This window comes from Belliella kenyensis (assembly GCF_022549675.1).
GTDB lineage: Bacteria > Bacteroidota > Bacteroidia > Cytophagales > Cyclobacteriaceae > Belliella > Belliella kenyensis.
On sequence record NZ_JAKZGR010000012.1, the window covers coordinates 153,620 to 173,932 of the forward strand.

Sequence of the window (20,313 nt, forward strand, 5' to 3'; positions counted from 1 at the left end):
TTTAGCCAAAACTTATTGATTTACAGATACATTTCAATACATCATAAGTACTACAGGCATGAAATTAAATTACTACAGGATATTTATGCTTTACTTCGAAAAGTATGCTGACTACGCTCATGACGGCTTTTTTATACCCGATTAGAAAAGTTTCGAAAATGGATTACAAAAAATTAAAAGACAACAAAAAACAACTGTACATTTTTTTCGTTTGCTCATTTCGTGCTACGACACCAAGGATTTCTGGATATCACAGCGAATTATCCACACTATTTTTCTTGGTAAGTAAATCACTTCCTCCCTTAGCTTTTCTTACCTTTGTAGGATGGAGCAAAGCAAAAAAGACATACGGAAATTGAGTCTTCAAGATTTGGAGGAATTCTTTGTATCAAATGGTGATAAGAAATTCCGTGCCAAGCAAGTCTATGACTGGCTTTGGAATAAGTCTTTGAAAAACTTTGATGACATGAGCAACATTTCAAAAGAAACGAGAGAAATGTTGAAAAATAACTTTTCTATCAACCACATCTTAGTTGACTTGATGCAGCATTCTTCGGATGGCACGATCAAAAATGCAGTGAAACTTTATGATAGCAAAATTGTAGAGTCTGTTTTAATCCCAACTTCAAAGAGAATTACTGCCTGCGTTTCTTCCCAAGTTGGGTGTAGCCTAGATTGTAATTTTTGTGCTACAGCAAGATTGAAAAGGATGCGAAACTTGAATCCTGATGAAATCTATGATCAAGTGGTCGCTATCAAAGATGAAGCTGAAACTTATTTTAATAGACCTCTGACCAATATTGTTTTCATGGGAATGGGAGAGCCTTTGCTGAACTATAACAATGTCATCTCGGCGATTGACAAAATCACCTCTCCAACTGGACTTGGTATGGCTCCCCGCAGAATCACACTCTCCACAGTGGGTATCCCAAAGATGATCAAGAAAATGGCGGATGATGAGGTGAAATTCAACTTGGCCATTTCTCTTCATTCGGCTATCAACGAGACCAGAACCATGCTAATGCCTATCAATGAGGTAAATCCGCTAGAAGACTTGGCAGACTCATTACGCTATTGGTACCAGAAGACCAAACGTAAAGTGACCTATGAATATGTGATTTGGGATGGGATCAATGATGATGAAGCTCATGCCAAGGCTTTGGCAAAATTCTGTAAGGTCATTCCTTCGAAAGTCAATATCATACAGTACAATCCCATAGATGAAGGGGAGTTTAGACAAGCTTCCCAAGAGGCTGTGGACATGTATATCAGGATACTTGAGGGACAAGGGATCATTGCCAAAGTCAGAAAATCAAGAGGTCAGGATATCGATGCTGCCTGTGGTCAATTGGCCAATAAAAATGAAGTTGGGGAATTGGAAGGATAGAAATTAGTTTTTAAGCGTGTTTTAACTTACTCAAAAACACTGATGCCAATCAAAAAAAATAACCATGTCTATAAATACTGATTCTGACCTCATTGCCATGCAAAAGGTAAGTGATGTAGTTGCTTACACACTCAAAGAAATGAAGCAATATGCCAAGCCTGGGATGTCTACAAAAGAGTTAGACGACTTTGGTGGCAACATTTTGAGAGATTTTGGGGCTAAGTCGGCACCACGACAGACTTATAACTTCCCTGGATGGACATGTATTAGTATAAATAATGAATTTTGCCATGGATTGCCATCTTCTAACAAAATCTTGGGTGAGGGAGAGTTGATCAATATTGATGTATCCGCTGAACTTGAAGGCTATTGGTCAGACAACGGTGCTTCATTTGTACTTGGTGTTGACAAATTCAAGCATCAGCCTCTCATAGATGCTTCTAAAGACATCCTAAAACAAGCTTTGGATCGTATCAAAGGAGGTGTCAGGATTTCTGATATTGGTCACCTGATGGAAACTGAAGCTAAGAAATATGGCTATAAAGTCATCAGGAACTTGGGAGGACATGGTATAGGAAGAAGCCTGCATGAGCAACCAGATGAGTTACTCAACTATAGAAATAAATACGATCAAAGAAGATTTAGGAAAAATACCGTTGTGGCAATTGAAACTTTTATAGCTACCCAATCTACCCTAGCAGTAACTACAAATGATGGCTGGACAATGGTGGGCAACAGAGGTGGTCATATGGCGCAGCATGAACACACCATCGTGATTACTGATTCTAAACCTATCATTCTCACCGAGAAAAATGAGATTTGGCAATAGCCTTTAACTTTTAATACTGGCCTTCCCAAAAGATGTTGTTTTAGGGAAGACAAGGCTTATTTGTGAAATTATTAATTCTGATTATACGCTTTTTTGCCAGCAACTTCAATCCATTGGCTCAATCGGTTGTTAATGGTCAATATCCATAAGTATCCAATATCAATTAATATCGGAAGTCAGATAAATCGGGATTTTGTAATGTTATTGGCAAAGTTCCGTATATCCATATTATTGATATACCTTATGTAAAATGAGAAGGTTCTCATACATGACCAAAAAGGCTAAGCCTTGATGAATACTTAGCAACTTGGCGTAAGGTTAGCTATGTGTATATAGATCATGTATGGTGTACATGATCAATAAAATCACTCAGTATTACTCTAAAATGAAGTTACTTTTAACTAGGCTTAACATGTTAAATTTTAACATTTTTATGATCTAAACTCTAGCAGTTTTGTGGTAGTAAAATGATCACATTATGTATAACTACTTTACAAAACAAAAAACCAAAGCACTGTTTATCATTGCTTTAGCATGGACAAGCATAACTTTATGCCCCATATCATCTGCATTTGCTCAAGCGACAAATGCGACTATCTCTGGACTAATTTTAGATGATAGCAAGGAGCCTCTCATAGGTGCCAATGTTTTGGTCAAAAATGAGTCCACTGGATTTGAGGCAGGAACAATCACAGGTTTAGATGGGAGATTTCAATTGCAGCAGTTACCCCTTGGAAAACCCTACACGGTGACTGTAAGCTATATTGGGTTCAACACTCAAAAACTGACAGGCTACCAACTCAATCAAGGTGATAGAATCAATGTAGAGATCACCATGGAGTATGGAAGTAGTGACCTGTCTGAAGTAGTCGTCACTGGCGATAGCTTCAAAAATCAAGTGGATAAATTAGGAGCAGTGACAGCCATTGATTCTAAGCAAATCAAAAACCTACCGACAGAAGGTAGAAATTTTACAAACTTGACTGCTCTCTCACCACTCCAAGGTGGAGGAGGACTCAACTTGGGAGGACAACGAAGAACTTCCACCAATGTCACTTTGGATGGTGTAAATGCAAGAAATCAATTGACCGCAGGGGAAATAGCACGTGGTCCCTATACGGTATCTATTGAAGCCATCAGGGAGTTTGAAGTAGCTACCAACTCCTATGATGTCACTCAAGGGAGGCAAGCTGGTGGAGCGCTGAATGCAGTCACCAAATCAGGCACCAATACACTCGAAGGCTCAGCTTTTGCATACCATAGAAATGACAACTTAGCTAGCCCATATGATATTAGAGGAAACGAAAGAGAAGTGGTATTCAACAATACCCAGTGGGGCTTTAGCCTAGGCGGACCTATTATAAAAGATAAAGTACATTTCTTCACTGTATTTGATAGACAAGACGCTGGAGAGCCTGTTTTCATCGGTGACATTCGAAACGAAGACGATGAATTAAGGCTTAGAATTAGAAAAGATACTTTGGACAAATTCGTAGATGTAGCCCGAAGGCTTTATGGAGTAGGTTCAGAGCAGCAGCTAGGAGAATTTTCCAGAAAAACGGTAGCCAACACCTTCTTTGCAAGGATAGACTGGCAAATCAACAAAAGAAACAAATTGACTATCAGAAACAACTACACTGACTGGTCAAATCCATTTTCAGTAAATGACAATACTGCGATCAATTTAGCAGAAGTTTTTGGAGACTTCTCATCAAAGGAAAATAGCCTTCTAGTATCCTTGAGGTCTATTGCCAATGCAAATACCACAAACGAACTAAAAGTCCAGCTTCAACATGCTGAAAGAGGTTTTACTGTCAATGGGCAATTGCCGTCCAACAACATGCCTAGAGCAATCGTCAGGGTGGTTTCACCTTTTCCAACCGAAAACAATCCAAATGCCATACAAACAACAAATGTTCAAATTGGTGGACAGCGATTCCTGCCAGAAACCAATCTTGAGCAACAAATCCACATCGTAAATACCACTTATACCCAGCAAGGGAAATTCAACTTCACTTTCGGTACAGACAATATGGTGACCTATTTAGAAACATTGCTAAGTAGTGAGCAAAATGGAAGATTTTTTTACAATAGCTTAACAGACTTCGAAAACAACAACCCATTTCGATATGCCAGAGAGGTGCCACTGCAAGGACTTCCGATCGTGAAGCAAACCGTTGTAGACCTTTCACTTTTTGGTCAAATGGAAGTAAATCCTCATAAAGATGTCAACTTGGTGGCAGGATTGAGGTATGATGCGACGATGTTTATGAATGAGGCTGCTTTCAATCCCACTGTATCCAATGAGCTTGGCATTAGGACAGACAATAAGCCAGCTGATTTTAGAAACCTCCAGCCTAGAATTCAAGCGACATGGGACATTAAAGGAAAGAATACAGATGTATTGAAATTTGGTGCGGGTATGTTTGCCGCGCAGCCACATTATTATGCTCAAGTGAACAACATACAAAACTCAGGAGTGATGCTTGCAGCCATAGATGTACAAGGAGATTTGGTTCCTGAGGCTGACTTTATCGGCTATAGAAATGGACTCGAGGCTCCGGGGATTCCAGAAGGTGCAGACTTTATCTCCACCATCAATAGCGTCGCTGATGATTTCAGGGTTCCAAATACATTCAAGGCAAATTTAAATTATAACAAGCTGATTGGTGATAGATTTAGAATCGGCGCCAACGTGATCTACTCTTACACCTTCAATAACTATGTCTATTTGGAAAGAAACATGGTCGATGATCCATATTTCAGGCTTTCAAATGAAGGAAATAGAGGGGTGTTTGTTCCAGCCAATACAATTGGGTCTAATGGGCAGACCAATTGGTTGAATTCAAGAAAGTCTAATAATGTCGGAAGAGTACTTGAATTGAATTCCGACGGGGAAGGATATCAATACGCTTTGATTCTAGATGGTAGTGTAAGGCTTGGAAAGGATGGCTACATTACTGCCTCATACACTTTCAATCAGGCTTTCGATAATACATCATACAATTGCTGTGTAGCCAATACATCCACTTTCCTTCCTGTAGTAGATGACTCTAGGAAATTGAATTGGGCGTATTCAGACAATCAATTTAAACATAAAATAGTCTTGAATGGAGCTACTCCAACTTGGCGTGGATTTACAATGGGGGCGACGTTGATAGGAATAGGTGGATCAAGATATTCTTTCTTGGTATCTAATGGCTCGCTTCAAGGTGACTTCCCATTGAACAACGCACTTGCTTTTGTATTTGATCCAAACAATCCAGACACCCCACAAAACATCAGAGACGGGTACAATGCGATTCTAAATGACCCAAACACTTCTGAAAGTACCAAAAAATATTTGAGAGAAAGCTTTGGAAAAATAGCCGATAGAAATGGAGGAGAAAATCCAATGTTCTACAACCTTGACCTCAGACTATTGAAAAACATAAAAATAGCAGGTTCTCAAAGAGTGGAACTGTCTGCAGATGTATTTAACTTCATGAACATGCTCAATAAAGACTGGGGTGTAGACAATAACCTCAGCAGCAGTAGAAACCTACAAAGCATCAGGGGTTTTGACCAAAGCTCTCAACAATACATCTATAATGTAGAACAAGGAGTTGGAATTCTGCCTATTAATGGCACTCCTTGGAGGATTCAGCTAGGGCTTCGGTATTCTTTTTAGATCCTGTCAAAAATAAAAATCTCAAAGGCTTGCTTTAAGTTTTGGTTAAGATTCAGAAAGAGTAGCGGAATATTCAATACTCTTTCTGAATTTTATCAAAAAAAGCATGGACATCTTATCATATTTTCAACAAACCCTCACAAGAGAAGAAGCGAGTAATCTGATCAAGGAGGTAAATTTTCGAAAAGGAGAATATGTCTATATGCCTCCCATCAAACCAAATGAGATGTTTCAAATAATATCAGGGGCTATCAAAATTGGAACATATACTGAAAAAGGTGAAGAGGCCTGTTATGATATTTTGTTTCAAAATGAAGTATTTGGAAATCTTCGGTATCTCAATGGTCAATTCTTTGAGTTTGCAAAAGCGCTGACTGACTGTAAAATCATCTGTTATGAATTGTCATTTTACAAAAAGATGATAGTCCATGATCCATTGATCTCAGACTGGTTTAATAAAACGACCATTCAACGATGGTGTAAAATGGAAACAAGACTGTATAGATTCTGTACCCTGCCAGCAGCAGATAGAATCAAAGCGCTTTTCGCTGAATTCGACCACATCATAGTGATCTCTAAATCAAAGAAAGTGAAAATATTGGATCTCCTACACATCGTAGACATTGCCCAAATGACAGGAATATCAAGACAGACCGTATCAAAACTACTAAAGTCATTTGATGAGAGCTCAAAATTGAAAACAAACAAGCTCCAACATGACTCAACTATTCTAATGGATAAGAAACTTATCCATCACCTTGCATAAACAAGAAAAAAAACGCACCAAAAACCATGTACAATATATCTAAAAAATTCAATATCGGGATTTTAGTCTCTTTGACTCTCCTATTAGTCAGCACAATGGCTTATTCCCAAGAGGTTCAAAGAATCGCTTTTGGGTCTTGCAATAAACATGACCTTCCACAACCCCTCTGGAATCCAATAATAGAAGACTCGCCTGAGGTATTCGTCTGGCTCGGAGACAATGTCTATGGAGACACTCATGATATGAACCTCCTTAAGCGTAAATATGATGCTCAAAAAGCTATAGAAGGATATCAAAAACTTCGTCAAACTGCAAAAATCATAGGTGTATGGGATGACCACGATTTTGGTATCAATGACGGAGGAAAACATTACGCTCAAAAAGAGGCATCCATGCAACTGATGCTAGATTTTCTTGATGAACCCAAAGATAGCCCCAGAAGATCGCAAGAAGGTGTATATGGTGCATACGAATATCATCATGGAGAAAATTCAGTGAAAATTTACCTTTTAGACGCCAGGTATAGTCGAGATACCCTTTACAAAGAAGATGGTCAATATCTGCCAAACTTAAGCGGGTCTGTATTAGGTGAAGAACAGTGGACTTGGCTAGAAAAAGAACTAAAAAATAGTAAAGCTGATGTCAACATCATTGCGTCTGGAATACAATTCATACCAACAGAACATCCTCATGAAAAATGGGAAAACTACCCCAAAGAAAGAGAGAGACTATTTGATTTGATTCATTCTTCTAAAGTGAAAAACCCAGTTCTCTTAAGTGGAGATAGACATATCGCTGAGATCTCAAAATTAAAAGATAGCAGATTCACTAAGGGTCTTTATGAGATTACTTCTAGCGGAATGACTCATGTGTGGAAAAGCTACAAAGAAGAATACAACCCATACAGGGTATCTGGATTAGTCGCCTCTCTTCATTATGGGTTGGCCTCCATTGACTGGAAAAACAAGCTTATGAATTTTCAAATAAAAGGTGAAAAAGGTCAAGTTTACATAGAACAGACAATCCAAATATTGGATTAAAAAAACTCTCCATGAAGGGAAAATCTTTCTTCATGGAGAGTTCATTCACTCCCATCCGCTGACTTGACCCAAATATTCATCCCTCGATCAGTCCCATAGCGATCTATGACACGTATTTCATCTTTTATTTATTTCATTTTTTTGAGCATACCAAGTTACAATTTAACGATAACACCCATCAATATACTTATCATCTTTTTAATTTTAAAGGTACTATGTCAATTTTTAATTGAAATATGAATAAAAAACATGGGAATAAGCATAATTGGAACGATTGTTGAAAGTCAAAAGACAAAAAAACCAACAACCTATGCTAACTATCAACAACAAGCCAACCAACATTCTACCCTTAGTATCCTTCGGTGATAAAGACGATCAAGATGTAGACAAAAGATCCAATAGAGATACACCAGGAGAATCTGAAGGTGCTCGTCCTCCAAAAAAAGAAGAGTATAAAGAGCGTCAAAGAAAAAACGATAAAGAGAAAGATGACGGGCTAGGAGAGGATCAAAAAGTAGATAATGAAGAAAAGGATAAAAATAAGCGCTAATTTTTCCTTAAATTAACTTTTTCAAAGGCAAATAAGGAATCTAACATGTCAAATATTAGCTTAATCATTGAAGAGCGTGCCGCCAATATTGGGAATTTTATGGTCGGCAGGCTTCTCCCTTTCAGGCAAAAAAGAGCCGTAGGTCCATTTGTATTCATAGATCACATGGGACCAGTCAAAATGAGCGAGCGAGAAAACATGGAAGTATTGCCCCATCCACATATTGGCCTTTCTACGCTTACTTTCTTGTTTGATGGAGCTATTATGCACCGAGACAGCATTGGAAGTGAAGTAGAGATCCAACCTGGCGCAGTCAACTGGATGACGGCTGGTAGCGGCGTGGTGCATTCTGAAAGGACGCCAGAAAGATTGCAAGACTCCACCAAAAGTCTTCATGGACTTCAAATCTGGGTTGCACTACCCAAAGAGCTAGAAGAGACGTCTCCATCATTTACGCATATAGATGCTAACCAAATCCCGAAATGGCAAGATGGAGATGTACGCTTCAAGCTCATAGCTGGTGAAGCCCTAGACAAAAAATCTCCTGTCCCAGTACATAGCAAGCTGTACTTCATAGAAATCAAAAGTCAAAACGCTACTAAGGTAAGCATTGGTGACAAGCTCTATGGGGAAAGTGCACTATACATACTTGAAGGCTCCATTTCGAGTGAAGGAAATGAGTATGGGCCAAAGCAAATCCTTATTGCCAAAGATGCAAAACTCTGCGAATTTGACATTGGTGAGCATTCCACTGTTTACATTTTTGGAGGCGAACCTTTTCCAGAGGAAAGATACATCGATTGGAACTTTGTCTCTTCGAGCAAAGAACGTCTTGCAAAGGCTAAGGAAGATTGGGTCAATCAGAAATTTCCGAAAGTGGTAGGTGAAACAGATTTTGTCCCTTACCCTACTTTCAAAAAGTCTTAAAAGTCAGCTCACATTTTTGCTTTCAACATATTAATACAAGACAAAAACATCCAGAACCATGGAAATAGAACAAATCAACCACGAATCAAAAGGGTACTTCAAGGCCATAGATGACGGAAAAGAAGCTGGCAGAATGACTTATTCTTGGGCAGGTGAGCAGCGGATCATCATAGACCACACAGAAGTAAATCCTGCATTCAAAGGTCAGCATGTGGGCAAGAAGATGCTTATGACTGCCGTGGAATTTGCCCGAGAGAAAAATATTAAAATCTTACCCTTGTGCCCTTTTGCTAAAAGCGTATTTGACAAAACACCTGACATTCAGGACGTCCTTTGAGTCTTAATTGCCTTTATTCTCCAATAGCAAACTTCAACTGTAACTCTTGAAAGTACAGGGTATACCTTGCTTGTGCATAGTCAGATTGTGCAGTGACTAATTGCTGATTGGCCTGCGCCAAATCTACAAAATTACTAACTCCCAATCGAAAACGCTCTGAGATAGCTTCATAGGCAACTTCGGCTGCTTCTAATTGTACCGCTGTGGCATCTTTCCTTTTTACAGCAGCCTTCATGCCTTGGTAGGCAAGTTTTACTTCTTGAGAAATCACCCTCTCTATTGCACTTCTATCCAGCTGCTGATTCATGTATTCTACCTTTGCTCTTGTGACTTGCGTCTTGTTGTCAAAATTATTGAAAATTGGAATGTTAAGATTCAAGCCGATCACTCGCTGCGGGAAAATATTGAAGAATTGATTGCTAAAAGTCCTGTTATCCAAGGAAGTATAGAAGGTATTGTAATTGAAAAAAGCGCTTAATTGAGGAAAATAAGCTGTCCTAGACATTGCCAAAAGACTTCTATTTCCCTTTTCCATCTCCTGCTGTTGTTGTAAATCCTTTCTCGTAGCCTTTGCATTCTCATAAAGCTCCTCGAGAGGAAGACTAATCCACTCAAGTTCATCCACATCAAGTGCTATAGGAGTTAACTTTGGTAGTATTTCGGATTCTAGCTGAAGGCTTTCTGCCAGAACCCATCGGTTGGTCTCCCAATCAAGCTCGGCATCCAACAAAACAGTCTCTAATCTAGCAACTTCTGATTGCTGATTATAAAGATCTGCCAATGTCCTGAGTCCAACATTTACAAAACCTTCAATCTGAGAGAGTAACTGTCTTTGATTTTCCAGGTTTTCCTTAGCAATCCTCACCAACTCCTCGCTAAGTAGGGCTTGAAGATATTGTTGGGCTATCGTATTATAGACAAGCTGCCTGTTTCTTTCTAACCCTAATTCACCTGCCTCTTCAAAATACTTTCCTGCTCTTGTCAAATGATGCTGACGAAAGGCATTGAATACCGGCATACTAGCATTGATGCTTCCAGAGACGATCGAGTTGACCTCATTGGTTACGATAAGCTCTCCCTCTACTTGCTGAAACTGCTGACCAATCTGTCTGAAATTTGAATTTGAAAAATTCAATCTAGGTAAGTAATTCATCTGCGCATTCAATCGCTCCATTCTAAGCACTTGTTGCTGATTGAGAAGTTTTCTATAATCTAGCTGCCTTTCCAATCCGATCTCAACCGCTTCCTCAAAGGTCAGGACAAGCTCTTGCTGGGCCATACCACTTGGCACATACATCATCAAGAGCAACAAAGTAAATATCAATATTCTCATAATGCCATATCCTTATCAATTCTACCATCCATCATTTCTATCAATCTGGTGCCATAGTCAGCATTTTCACGGGCATGAGTGGCTTGAATGATGGTCATCCCTTCTTGATTGAGTTCTTTGAAGATCTCCATGATTTCTTTGGCTTGTACAGAGTGGAGATTTCCCGTAGGCTCATCTGCTAGCAGAACCTTAGGCTTCCCAGCTATGGCCCTCGCAATACCTACTAGCTGCTGTTGTCCTCCAGATAGCTGCTCTGGAAAAAGGTCTTTTTTAGCCACCATATTGAACCGATCTAGTAAGTCTGCAATGATGCTCTTACGCTCAGAACTAGACACATTTCTGTAAAGTAAAGGAGTCTCTATGTTTTCGTAGACAGTCAGCTCGTCGATCAAGTGGTAGGCTTGAAAAATATACCCGAACTCTGACTTGTGAAGTGCCCCTCTTTGCTTTGCTTTCATGGCATTCACGTCCTTTCCGTCAAAACTATAGCTCCCTTCAAAATCCTCGTCCAACATTCCGATGATGTTCATGAGGGTAGACTTTCCCACTCCTGAAGGTCCCATCAGCGTGACAAATTCTCCTTGTTGGATTTTGATATGGATACTTTGTAAGATAAATATGCGCTGGAAGCGAGATTCTATATACTTGTCAATGCCATTGAGTTCTATCATTGTTTTATTTTTTCAATTCTTTAAGCCTAAATTCAAAAACATGTTATTGTAGTTTTCTCAATCTTTCATTTCCATTGTTATGCCATAAAAAACCTCCCTATTTGGAAGATTAATGCCATTTTTTAAAATTTCCCTGCTTAATCCCCGAACACCTTTGTCCGCCAACGGACGAAAATAGCTTGTTCTCAAAAAAATCTTAGTATCACTTTTGTCAAGAACTTAAAGTTTATTTCAAATCATTATATTAGTGCAACCTTTTGAATCTTGATAATAGAAGAATGACTAATCAAAGAAAATCAAAATTTTGGAACGATAGTAACAAGCTGGTAAGCTTTTCTGCCATATTGATCAGTGCGGTCAGTTTGTTTATCCTTATTTATCAAACCAGTCTGGCAAGCAAGCAATTTGAATTGGAGCAAAAGCAACAGCTTGCTTCTGTTATGCCTTATTTACAAATTTTCCAAGGATACAGCAGTGAAGAAGATTTTGTTTATTTAAAAAACACAGGGCTTGGCCCCGCATTTATCAAACATGTTCGGATGAAATATAATGATGAAATTTTTGAAAATATGGATTACCTTGGGCTTTATAGAAAAGTAAAAAAAGAAGGAAATCATCCAGACCTTATTATCGAAACCAATTCTGTTACAGAAGGTATGGTGATTTCACCCAATGACATATTGGTATTACTAAAAGTGTATTCACTTGAAAATGAAGACGCATGGACAGATGTGTTATTTGGAAAAAAAGTAGAGATGGAAATAGAGTTTGCATCTATTTATGATGAGAGGTGGCAAGTATCGGGGACTTTCTCTGTCCCTGTTAAAGTTAAGGATTTTGAGGATTAGTCTTAGATTGTAGATTGTAGAAGTTTTTAGGATTTTGTACGCCTAGAGACTACTTTGTACATTGTACTTGGTACTTTGTACCTTATCTGTCCATCTTTACGTTAACTCACTACGTCTTCACCTATATTCTTTCCAGCCTAGATTCATGCATCCAGTTTTGTCGGTCGTGCCTATGGCACTTTTACATTTGAGCTTTCCCTAGGTTAAAACCCAAGGCTAAGATGTCGGTCGTCCTTACAGGACTTATTGTTTATTCCCAATTTCCTTTTAATTAAAAGATCAAAGATTGATGAAAATCCTCACAGGTAGAACCTTATTTCGTCGCACCTGTCTACCCATAGGTAGAGGCATTTTTCAACTTTATTTCGCTAACTCACCCTCTTGCTTCTTGCTTCTTACTTCTTGTTTCTTGCTTCTTGTTTCTTGCTTCTTGTTTCTTGCTTCTTGCTTCTTGTTCCTGCTTGCAGCAGGCAAGTCTAATCTCATGACTCTTGGTTCTTGGTTCTTGGTTCTTGACTCTTGGTCTTGCATCTTGAGTCTTGCGTCTTGCGTCTTGAATCTTGGCTCTTGAATCTTGGCTCTTGGCTCTTGGCTCTTGGTTCTTGGTTCTTGGCTCTTGGCTCTTGGATCTTGGCTCTTGGATCTTGACTCTTGGCTCTTGGATCTTGACTCTTGGTTCTTAAGTCTAAACTCTCGCTTCTCCCTCATCACCTCACTCACTTTTCAACACTTTTGCAGGATTAGTTCTGATGACTTGTAAGGAATGGATGAAAACTACTGTAAGTGCCATACCCAAGACTGCCAATCCTACAAGGCCGAACACGGCGTATGGCATGTCAATTTTGTAAGCAAACTCTTTGAGCCATTGGTTGCTAAAGTAGTAGGCAGGTATGATCGCCAATAGGGTCGAAACAAAGACCAACCAGATGTATTGCTTACTTATCAACATCAAAATACTGGTGACGCCTGCCCCCAAAACTTTACGAATACTGACTTCTTTGCTGCGCTGTGCGATGGTAAATGATGACAATCCGAATAAGCCAAGGATAGAAATCAATATCGCAATGCCAGACGCAAAACCAAGTATTCCTTGAATCCTCCTATCTGCTTCATAAAAACCCTCAATAGCTTCATCTATAAACAAAAACTCCCCTGATTCATAAGGATATACCTCCTTCACAATGGCCTCTAGGCTAAGTTTTGCATGGGATAGATTTTGGCTTGGGGCAAGCTTGACATTCAAGTAATTGTAATAGGTAGGACTGTAGATAAATACCATGGGTAGAATTTCCTCACGGAGATTTCTGGCATTGAAATTATCCAAAACACCCACAATTCTCCTTTGTTCACCACTGATCTGTAATGCCATCCCTATGGCATCTTCTGGACTGGAAAGGCTAGCTAGGTGAAGGAAATTCCTATTGACCAACACTTCATCGACCTTATTGCTTGCACGCTTACCTGCGAGGATATTCAGGCCGTGAACTTCTACAAATGCGGAGTCCACATTCATGACGTGAACATACAAAGCTTGTCCAGTAGTATCCCCTTGGAGATATGAATCTGTAGTCCATAGGCTATTCGATGAAATCAGGACATTGCTCAAACTTGCTGCTGACACGGAACTTTGCTGCCTCAGGCGATCGGTTAGCTGTGCCTTTACCTCTGGATCACCCATAAAAGGTAACCTGACATACATCACGGCATCTTTATCGAAACCCAAGGGTTGTGAACTGACGAATTGCAGTTGTGACCTTAGTACCAAAACCATACATATAAATGTAATTGAAGCTGTAAACTGAATGACTGTAAGATTTTTTCTTAAAAATGGCCCAAAACCAAGTTGAGATCCTCCTTGAACCTCTCCTTTCAATGCGCGCTGTGGTTGGTATCCAGAAAGTATCACCGCAGGATAAATACCCGATAAGCAGGTAACTAATACAGCAATCAAAAGGAGAAATAACCCATTGTTCAGACTGAAATTGACGTATTCAAATGTTTCAGGTAGATACGAGGAAAACAATTGATAAAAACCATCTGCTAAAAATACAGCCAAGCATGCCGCGCCAATCACCAAAAGAAATGTTTCGCTTAAAAATTGAAGCATCAGCTGCTTCCTGTCTGACCCAAGGGTCTTTCTGATTCCTACTTCTTTGGCCCTCTTGATCGCAAGGGCTGTTTCTAAATTGACAAAATTCAAACATGCCAATAGCATGATGATCACACCTATGAATACTAAGCCTCTCAATAAATCTAAAGAAACCTCTGTACCATTAAAATTCTCCGAAAAATGCATGTCGAGCAATGGTTTTCCAGAAAACCGATCAGAATTATTTTCAACATCCAAGTACTTGGAAGCTATATGACCTAATCCTTCATCCAGTTGCGCTAGATTTGTGCCTTGTGCTAGCTTTACAAATAGTTGACTAGAAGAATTTAGGTTCGTCCAACTGTGTAATCCATACCAGTCACTTTTCTCTTGTTGCGCTATGGTGCTGAATGAGATAAAATCCTTGAACACAAAATCGGAAAGTTCCTCATAGTCCTTTACCACCCCGTGAATATGGGTGTAAATAGTGTCTGCGGCATCTATCCAGAGCATTTCTTTTCCCAAAACCTCAGAGGCTTCAAGCCCAGGAAAGTACTTCCGCATACTAGATTCAGAGATCACCGCTTGAAATGGAGAAGATAAGGCTGTTTCGGGATTACCCGCTAGCCACACCCTGTCGAAAATCTCCATAAATCCCTGATCAGCAAAAGCTATCAGGTTTGACTTTCCTATATACCTATTTTGCTCTGGAACTACAGCTGAAACATCACTCAAAGTATACAGCCTCCCTTTGGTCTCAACAAATGCCAACTCTTCATCTATCACTTCTCCCAAAGGCCCTGATGTCCCAGAAGATTCAAACTTTTCCCCCAATTGCCATTCTGAGACTGTATGAATCCTAAAGATCCTATCTACATCCGAATGAAACCTATCAAAACTAAAGGCATGAAGTACCACTTGAAATATCAACAAGCATATCCCGACACCAAGTGATAATCCGAAGATATGGACAAAAGTCCTTAGTTTATTTCTACGAATATTTCTAAAAGCAATGAGCAGGTAGTTTTTCCACATAACAATTTCCTTGAAGCTAACTTTATATTATCGATCTTAGAACCAAGTTCATACCAATCCAAAGTAGCCTCAATCCCTTAATTTATGAGATTTTCTATCCCAGCAAAACATGTGGGCGAACAATAATGACCGCATTCGGACGAAGCTGTTGCTGTAGATACGGCAAGCTTCATAAAGATAGTTCCTCAGACAACGTTCCGAGGAACTATTCCTAAATGATTTTCCCGATACACTCCAGTTACAATCCTTCACCGACTTGTGACTTGTGACCAGATTGAATTTCTTTTTACTCCACCAGTTGAAAATTTAATGGCTTGAGAAGACCCATCTACTCTTTGAACCAATATCCATAAACATCTAATATTTATTAGGGTTCGGTTACAGATAAACCCTTGTGTATTTGATTAGTGGCAAAGAAGCGGATAATCATGAATTATTTTTAGGCATTTCTAGCATTACCAATGTTCTTAAACATTTCTTCATGTTGCTTGGAGATAAGATTAGTCATCAAGTTTTTAATTGGCAAAACTGACTTTATGGTTAATTCCTCAACAATTACAGTCTCATTGCCTTCTTCGTGCAAATGGAAATGCATAGTTAACTTGGTCAAGCCCATGACAGAAGCATTGATAAGTAAACCTATACGTAAAAATTCCAAGCTTAACGCTCTCGTAGACTTTGTATTTATTTTTATTCAATTCCTTCATTTTATAAATGAGCGGATGTACCGAAACAAATTTTTGTGTATCCGTCAGGTAACTGAGGACTGTCTGCGCGTCTTTTTGGATTTTAAAAGTTAATTGGGTCATTGCTTTAGATAGTTAATAGGCCTTGGTTCAAAATTTACTTTATCTCAACTCACCCCTTGCATATAGCTTTTGATCTAAATCTCTCATAGAATTTTTCTTGTCTCAATATAATCCGCGCTTTTTAAGTAGCTCTACCAAATCGCCGCTAGTATCAGGTTTTTTGGCTAGTTTGTAAATCAAAAATACTGGAATCATCAACGGAATCAACATGCCAAAATTCATTTTGGAGGATATACCCCAGGCAACTATTCCCACAAAAAATATCCCTGCGAGAAAGCCAATGGCCAAGGCGTGAAAAATCTTAGAGTTTCTCAAGTTCTTTTTTTCAATCAAGAGTTCCTCATCCGTCATGCTGTAGATGTCCTTTTTTTCCATAGTAGTTTACTGATTAACGTTTTTTTATCTTTTGGAAAATGAGTTGATTGATTCAAATGTGGCAATAAGCTAATGAATATCCATTTTCCTTTAACCTAACTAATTCAATGTAAAGAATTTTGAGGAATAGTCAAATCCATCAGTAACTTCATCTTCTCGAGTCTTTCCGGCCATAGCACCGTGCTTAGTGGTTATTCGGAATTTCCGAACTACCACTTTTTCGTCCAGCTCGCCTTCTGCAAATACATTTTTTATGTGCTCGCTGATGGTGCGTTTGTCCTTGCCAAATAATTGCCCCATTTGCGCCTGCGTAAGCCAAACCGTTTCTTCTTGCAAGCGAACATCTATTTTGATGTTGCCGTCTTTGTTTTGGTATATGAGGATGTCGCTGGTCATTGTCTGAACTATGATTTGTTTGATTTATGAGATTGAATGATTTAAGGTTTGAATTTTTTATTTGTCAGCCGTTTAAAATTCAAACTCTTCTCTCCAAAGTTTATGAGTAAGCCAATTTCTAAATTATACGCTTCTAAATAATTAATGGCCTGTGCAAAATGAACATCCTCCAATAGGGTAATGGCCTTTAGTTCAACTGAAATGATACCTTCTACTAAAAAATCTACCCTTCTTGTTCCGATTTGCTCCTCTCTGTAAAAAATGGGCATTTCAAATTCTCTATTAAACGCAATGCCTGATAAATTCATTTCTATTGCCAATGCTCTCTGATAAATAACTTCTTGAAAACCATTGCCAAGTGCTTTGTGAACAGTCATAGCACAACCTATAATTTTGGAGGTTAATTCGGAGTATTTATATTGATCGTTAATCATAGTAATCATTTAATCACAAAAATCACTGTTCAGACAAAGTTTTAAGCGGTGAGGAAATTCTTCCTACCCCAACAACTCGATAAACGCCTTTTCTAAACTTGCTTCTGTAAATTTCATTCAATTCTTTTTATTAATTCTTCAAAGCATTTCGCTACATCATTTTCATTAGGGATTGGTCTATATGCTAAAGCGGATAGTTCAGTTTGATATTTTTCTGTTAATTGTTTCCAGATGGTTGAAAAATCCATCATCAAGGAAGATTCGGAAATTGACTTAGATTGCCAGCCCATCGGCTCTTCAAACATAGCTCTATCGTGTTGCAGAATGATATCAAATTGTTTCTTAAACGAGCCTGAAGCTACAAATTCAAAACACTCAGGATTTTTCATTAAGTAATACAAATCATAAAAATGTCTTATCTTATCGGAGATACTTTCAACAGTATTTTCCTTAAATGAAAATCGAATTAATGACACCATCTTTTCCAATAGCGTTTGTTCTTTGCTCAATACGTTCACTTCAAAGGATTGGAGATTGTATTGCTCAATGTATTTTTCATTGCTTGTTTGCATCAAAAAGTCAAACACCATACTCTGAATGGTAAGTCGTTGATAAGGGAAAGGATTGGCAAACGAGTTTATTTCAACAATGAGTTTGTTATTTGCATTGCCTTTTTCAGTTGTAACATACTCAAAAACAGATTTTCTGAATCTTGAACCTTTACTTGTTACACCGTCCATTTGCAATTCGGTTAAATCAGGTGTAATTTCTTTTTCAATAGTGCGGATGATGGTTTTAATCTCATTTCCTGTTTTACCCTTGTCGTTTATGATGGCAATATCTACATCCTCCGAAAATCGCTCTATCAGATTATATCCTTTTGAGAGCGATGTACCTCCTTTAAAAACGGATTCATCAACATATTTACTTTTTGCCAAACGACTTAACACCAATGTTATCCAGTAATCTTTTTCTACAAATTCCAACTTAATATCCAAGTGCTGTGATGCAGCCCTCAGTGTTTGCGTAAATAACTTTATGTCGTGGTGCAGGTTCATACAATATTCCATTTTTCGGTGGTGGATAGGGCTTTCGCTGCACCTGTTAGTTTATACTTGGTTATTGGGTTCAATGATTTGAAAAGTGGTTCTGTTGTGTTGCCTTGTTGCAATTGCTCTAACAAAGCACCTAATAAAGCCCTTGTAGCCGGTGGATATTTCAAAGCCAGGCGAACCAAGGTGTTTATTTCTTTGTCTGTAAAGTTTTTAATGATTGCCAAAAACCGTTTACAAGATGATTCTACATTGGCATCAGGTATTTTTTTGATGTAGCGAATGGCATCCAGTAACTGCAACAAAGGGATATTCTCTTTGGTGATGGTGTTTTTTTGTTTTACAAAAGCAATCGTATAGCGTTCTCTTTTAAAATTGGGGCGAACCTGGTTTTTCCCGATTTGTATGGTATTGCTTACCTGTGTGGTTAAGCCCAATTGGTTGTAGATGCTGTAACCTGTGAGATAGCCTGTTATTTTTCCGTTTTCTTCCAATAGGTCTTTTACTACTTGTGCCTGATTGGGTTGAAGGTTGCCAAATGGGGTATTTTCGGGTTTGTAGTATTTTCCTTTGGATAGTTTGGCAATCTTGCCCGAAGCTACCATACGGTTCAGGGCTTTTATCACCGCTTCTTTTTGGTTCACCTCTGTGGTAAAATCAGCATAGGTGAATACATAGCCCTTGGGGAGCCTGTCTATGGTAAATGCTATGTATTCAGCGGTTTTCATTCCTTTTATTGTGCTGCAAAGATAGTTATTTTGTCCAGTTTATTAGTAAAAAAACTGGACATTTTGAAATTTGATGAAGTATGGTTAACTTCGCAATTTCGTTGCGAAGTTAACCATACTCTACTTTGCTGTAATTCTTCTTTATATATAAGTCCTTTCATTTTATGCTTTTTTAGTTTTGCTTCGGTGAATTTCATTTAATCAAATCTTCGGTTATTTCTTGTGGTGTTGCTTTTTCTTTTTTTGCCTGAATTTGCAATCTTTCTTTCAAGTATTTCATTTTTGTTCCCCACTCAACTTCCAAAATATCAGACCATTTACGAACATATATCTTTACCCTACCATCGTTTATGCTAAAGCTTAATCCTTTATCCTTTTCACCGTGCTGTTTAGCATTTTGAATAAGCTCATTAATCCCTTTGTCATAGTTCTTGCCGATTAAATAAAATTCCCAATATTGATTTTCTCCATTGCATATATTTTGCTCTAAAATTTTCTTTCTATAGTCATTAATCTGGTTGTATTCTTTACCTTCAGCCAATAGTTTAGATGCTCTTTTAATTTCAACGATTATATTCTTTTGAATTCCTTCGCCAATTGATTCCGTTTTTGTTAGAAATAAATCTACTTCTCCATTCGGGCTACTTTCTAATTCAGGGTCTTTAATTTCAAGAACTTCTTTAGCATATTTTATAAGCACATTCTTTAGTGCTCCTTCTGTTGAACTAAAAAGTCTAAATTGTTCTCCAAATAACCAAAAGTTCTCATCTAATATTTTTTGTAAGTGCTTAACTTCAAGAGTTTCTTTTTCGTGTTCTGAAATAAGAAACTTCAATTTGTCGATTACTTCTAACCTGTGGTCAATTTCTTTAATTGTTTTGATTATATTGGAAAAGGTTGTTCTTTTAAGAAGTAAGCGTCCGAGGAACTACATGTTTGATTTAAAGTTTTGCGGATAAAGTTTTTTGATATTTTTATGATTTATGGTCATGATGTTTTGTAGGACATGCTTTAGCCATTCATGCGAGTTGACTTGG

At 38.3% G+C, this 20,313-nt stretch carries 20 protein-coding genes; 9 read left to right on the forward strand and 11 right to left on the reverse strand.

What is annotated here, in order from left to right; genetic code table 11:
• The first annotated feature begins 325 nt into the window (after positions 1 to 325).
• From rlmN to MM214_RS13755, 8 genes are all read left to right on the forward strand, one after another.
• Positions 326 to 1,387, forward strand: a complete 1,062-nt coding sequence (gene rlmN / locus MM214_RS13720; RefSeq protein WP_241296201.1) for a 23S rRNA (adenine(2503)-C(2))-methyltransferase RlmN — start codon at positions 326 to 328, stop codon at positions 1,385 to 1,387.
• Between the two features lie 64 nt (positions 1,388 to 1,451).
• Positions 1,452 to 2,216 carry a type I methionyl aminopeptidase gene (gene map, locus MM214_RS13725; protein ID WP_241296202.1) on the forward strand — a complete coding sequence of 255 codons (765 nt, stop codon included), beginning with the start codon at positions 1,452 to 1,454 and terminating at the stop codon, positions 2,214 to 2,216.
• A 478-nt stretch (positions 2,217 to 2,694) separates the two neighbouring features.
• On the forward strand, positions 2,695 to 5,886 hold the full coding sequence (locus MM214_RS13730; protein WP_241296203.1) for an outer membrane beta-barrel protein: 3,192 nt from the start codon (positions 2,695 to 2,697) through the stop codon (positions 5,884 to 5,886).
• A 106-nt stretch (positions 5,887 to 5,992) separates the two neighbouring features.
• Entirely contained in the window at positions 5,993 to 6,652 is a 660-nt protein-coding gene (locus MM214_RS13735; RefSeq protein WP_241296204.1) for a Crp/Fnr family transcriptional regulator, read from the forward strand.
• A 26-nt stretch (positions 6,653 to 6,678) separates the two neighbouring features.
• Entirely contained in the window at positions 6,679 to 7,692 is a 1,014-nt protein-coding gene (locus MM214_RS13740) for an alkaline phosphatase D family protein (protein WP_241296205.1), read from the forward strand.
• A gap of 310 nt (positions 7,693 to 8,002) precedes the next feature.
• Entirely contained in the window at positions 8,003 to 8,242 is a 240-nt protein-coding gene (locus MM214_RS13745; RefSeq protein WP_241296206.1) for a hypothetical protein, read from the forward strand.
• Between the two features lie 45 nt (positions 8,243 to 8,287).
• Positions 8,288 to 9,169 (forward strand): pirin family protein, encoded by an 882-nt coding sequence (locus tag MM214_RS13750; protein ID WP_241296207.1) that lies wholly within the window; start codon positions 8,288 to 8,290, stop codon positions 9,167 to 9,169.
• 58 nt (positions 9,170 to 9,227) lie between these two features.
• Complete coding sequence (locus MM214_RS13755; RefSeq protein ID WP_241296208.1) at positions 9,228 to 9,506, forward strand: GNAT family N-acetyltransferase; 279 nt, start codon at positions 9,228 to 9,230, stop codon at positions 9,504 to 9,506.
• A 13-nt stretch (positions 9,507 to 9,519) separates the two neighbouring features.
• Here MM214_RS13755 and MM214_RS13760 read toward each other — a convergent pair whose 3' ends face one another.
• Both MM214_RS13760 and MM214_RS13765 read right to left on the reverse strand, forming a co-directional pair.
• Entirely contained in the window at positions 9,520 to 10,839 is a 1,320-nt protein-coding gene (locus tag MM214_RS13760; RefSeq protein ID WP_241296209.1) for a TolC family protein, read from the reverse strand.
• A complete protein-coding gene (locus MM214_RS13765) occupies positions 10,836 to 11,510 on the reverse strand; it encodes an ABC transporter ATP-binding protein (RefSeq protein ID WP_241296210.1) in 675 nt (224 codons plus the stop codon). The genes MM214_RS13760 and MM214_RS13765 overlap by 4 nt, the downstream gene beginning before the upstream one ends.
• 278 nt (positions 11,511 to 11,788) lie before the next feature.
• Between MM214_RS13765 and MM214_RS13770 the strand changes: the two genes are divergently transcribed.
• Entirely contained in the window at positions 11,789 to 12,358 is a 570-nt protein-coding gene (locus MM214_RS13770; protein WP_241296211.1) for a hypothetical protein, read from the forward strand.
• Between the two features lie 360 nt (positions 12,359 to 12,718).
• Here the strand turns inward: MM214_RS13770 and MM214_RS13775 are convergent, their stop codons facing one another.
• The 9 genes from MM214_RS13775 to MM214_RS13815 form a co-directional block, all read right to left on the reverse strand.
• Entirely contained in the window at positions 12,719 to 13,078 is a 360-nt protein-coding gene (locus MM214_RS13775) for a hypothetical protein (protein WP_241296212.1), read from the reverse strand.
• Positions 13,071 to 15,482: an FtsX-like permease family protein gene (locus tag MM214_RS13780; RefSeq protein ID WP_241296213.1), complete on the reverse strand. Its 2,412-nt coding sequence runs from the start codon at positions 15,480 to 15,482 to the stop codon at positions 13,071 to 13,073. The genes MM214_RS13775 and MM214_RS13780 overlap by 8 nt, the downstream gene beginning before the upstream one ends.
• Before the next feature lie 439 nt (positions 15,483 to 15,921).
• Positions 15,922 to 16,140 carry a hypothetical protein gene (locus MM214_RS13785; RefSeq protein WP_241296214.1) on the reverse strand — a complete coding sequence of 73 codons (219 nt, stop codon included), beginning with the start codon at positions 16,138 to 16,140 and terminating at the stop codon, positions 15,922 to 15,924.
• Positions 16,141 to 16,393: 253 nt separating this feature from the next.
• Positions 16,394 to 16,666: a hypothetical protein gene (locus MM214_RS13790; RefSeq protein WP_241296215.1), complete on the reverse strand. Its 273-nt coding sequence runs from the start codon at positions 16,664 to 16,666 to the stop codon at positions 16,394 to 16,396.
• Positions 16,667 to 16,765: 99 nt separating this feature from the next.
• Positions 16,766 to 17,062 (reverse strand): hypothetical protein, encoded by a 297-nt coding sequence (locus MM214_RS13795; protein WP_241296216.1) that lies wholly within the window; start codon positions 17,060 to 17,062, stop codon positions 16,766 to 16,768.
• A 41-nt stretch (positions 17,063 to 17,103) separates the two neighbouring features.
• Positions 17,104 to 17,496: a GxxExxY protein gene (locus tag MM214_RS13800; RefSeq protein WP_241296217.1), complete on the reverse strand. Its 393-nt coding sequence runs from the start codon at positions 17,494 to 17,496 to the stop codon at positions 17,104 to 17,106.
• A gap of 113 nt (positions 17,497 to 17,609) precedes the next feature.
• A complete protein-coding gene (locus tag MM214_RS13805; protein WP_241296218.1) occupies positions 17,610 to 18,554 on the reverse strand; it encodes a nucleotidyl transferase AbiEii/AbiGii toxin family protein in 945 nt (314 codons plus the stop codon).
• Positions 18,551 to 19,276, reverse strand: a complete 726-nt coding sequence (locus tag MM214_RS13810; RefSeq protein ID WP_241296219.1) for a DUF6088 family protein — start codon at positions 19,274 to 19,276, stop codon at positions 18,551 to 18,553. Before MM214_RS13810 ends, MM214_RS13805 begins: the two co-directional genes overlap by 4 nt.
• Positions 19,277 to 19,469: 193 nt before the next feature.
• A complete protein-coding gene (locus MM214_RS13815) occupies positions 19,470 to 20,111 on the reverse strand; it encodes a hypothetical protein (protein WP_241296220.1) in 642 nt (213 codons plus the stop codon).
• Positions 20,112 to 20,313: the final 202 nt, after the last annotated feature.

Excerpts from the sequence above, each read along its gene's own strand:
- rlmN (WP_241296201.1), top strand. The coding sequence starts at position 326 with ATGGAGCAAAGCAAAAAAGACATACGGAAATTGAGTCTTCAAGATTTG.
- map (WP_241296202.1), top strand. The coding sequence starts at position 1,452 with ATGTCTATAAATACTGATTCTGACCTCATTGCCATGCAAAAGGTAAGT.
- MM214_RS13730 (WP_241296203.1), top strand. The coding sequence starts at position 2,695 with ATGTATAACTACTTTACAAAACAAAAAACCAAAGCACTGTTTATCATT.
- MM214_RS13735 (WP_241296204.1), top strand. The coding sequence starts at position 5,993 with ATGGACATCTTATCATATTTTCAACAAACCCTCACAAGAGAAGAAGCG.
- MM214_RS13740 (WP_241296205.1), top strand. The coding sequence starts at position 6,679 with ATGTACAATATATCTAAAAAATTCAATATCGGGATTTTAGTCTCTTTG.
- MM214_RS13745 (WP_241296206.1), top strand. The coding sequence starts at position 8,003 with ATGCTAACTATCAACAACAAGCCAACCAACATTCTACCCTTAGTATCC.
- MM214_RS13750 (WP_241296207.1), top strand. The coding sequence starts at position 8,288 with ATGTCAAATATTAGCTTAATCATTGAAGAGCGTGCCGCCAATATTGGG.
- MM214_RS13755 (WP_241296208.1), top strand. The coding sequence starts at position 9,228 with ATGGAAATAGAACAAATCAACCACGAATCAAAAGGGTACTTCAAGGCC.
- MM214_RS13760 (WP_241296209.1), bottom strand. The coding sequence starts at position 10,839 with ATGAGAATATTGATATTTACTTTGTTGCTCTTGATGATGTATGTGCCA.
- MM214_RS13765 (WP_241296210.1), bottom strand. The coding sequence starts at position 11,510 with ATGATAGAACTCAATGGCATTGACAAGTATATAGAATCTCGCTTCCAG.
- MM214_RS13770 (WP_241296211.1), top strand. The coding sequence starts at position 11,789 with ATGACTAATCAAAGAAAATCAAAATTTTGGAACGATAGTAACAAGCTG.
- MM214_RS13780 (WP_241296213.1), bottom strand. The coding sequence starts at position 15,482 with ATGTGGAAAAACTACCTGCTCATTGCTTTTAGAAATATTCGTAGAAAT.
- MM214_RS13790 (WP_241296215.1), bottom strand. The coding sequence starts at position 16,666 with ATGGAAAAAAAGGACATCTACAGCATGACGGATGAGGAACTCTTGATT.
- MM214_RS13795 (WP_241296216.1), bottom strand. The coding sequence starts at position 17,062 with ATGACCAGCGACATCCTCATATACCAAAACAAAGACGGCAACATCAAA.
- MM214_RS13800 (WP_241296217.1), bottom strand. The coding sequence starts at position 17,496 with ATGATTAACGATCAATATAAATACTCCGAATTAACCTCCAAAATTATA.
- MM214_RS13805 (WP_241296218.1), bottom strand. The coding sequence starts at position 18,554 with ATGAACCTGCACCACGACATAAAGTTATTTACGCAAACACTGAGGGCT.
- MM214_RS13810 (WP_241296219.1), bottom strand. The coding sequence starts at position 19,276 with ATGAAAACCGCTGAATACATAGCATTTACCATAGACAGGCTCCCCAAG.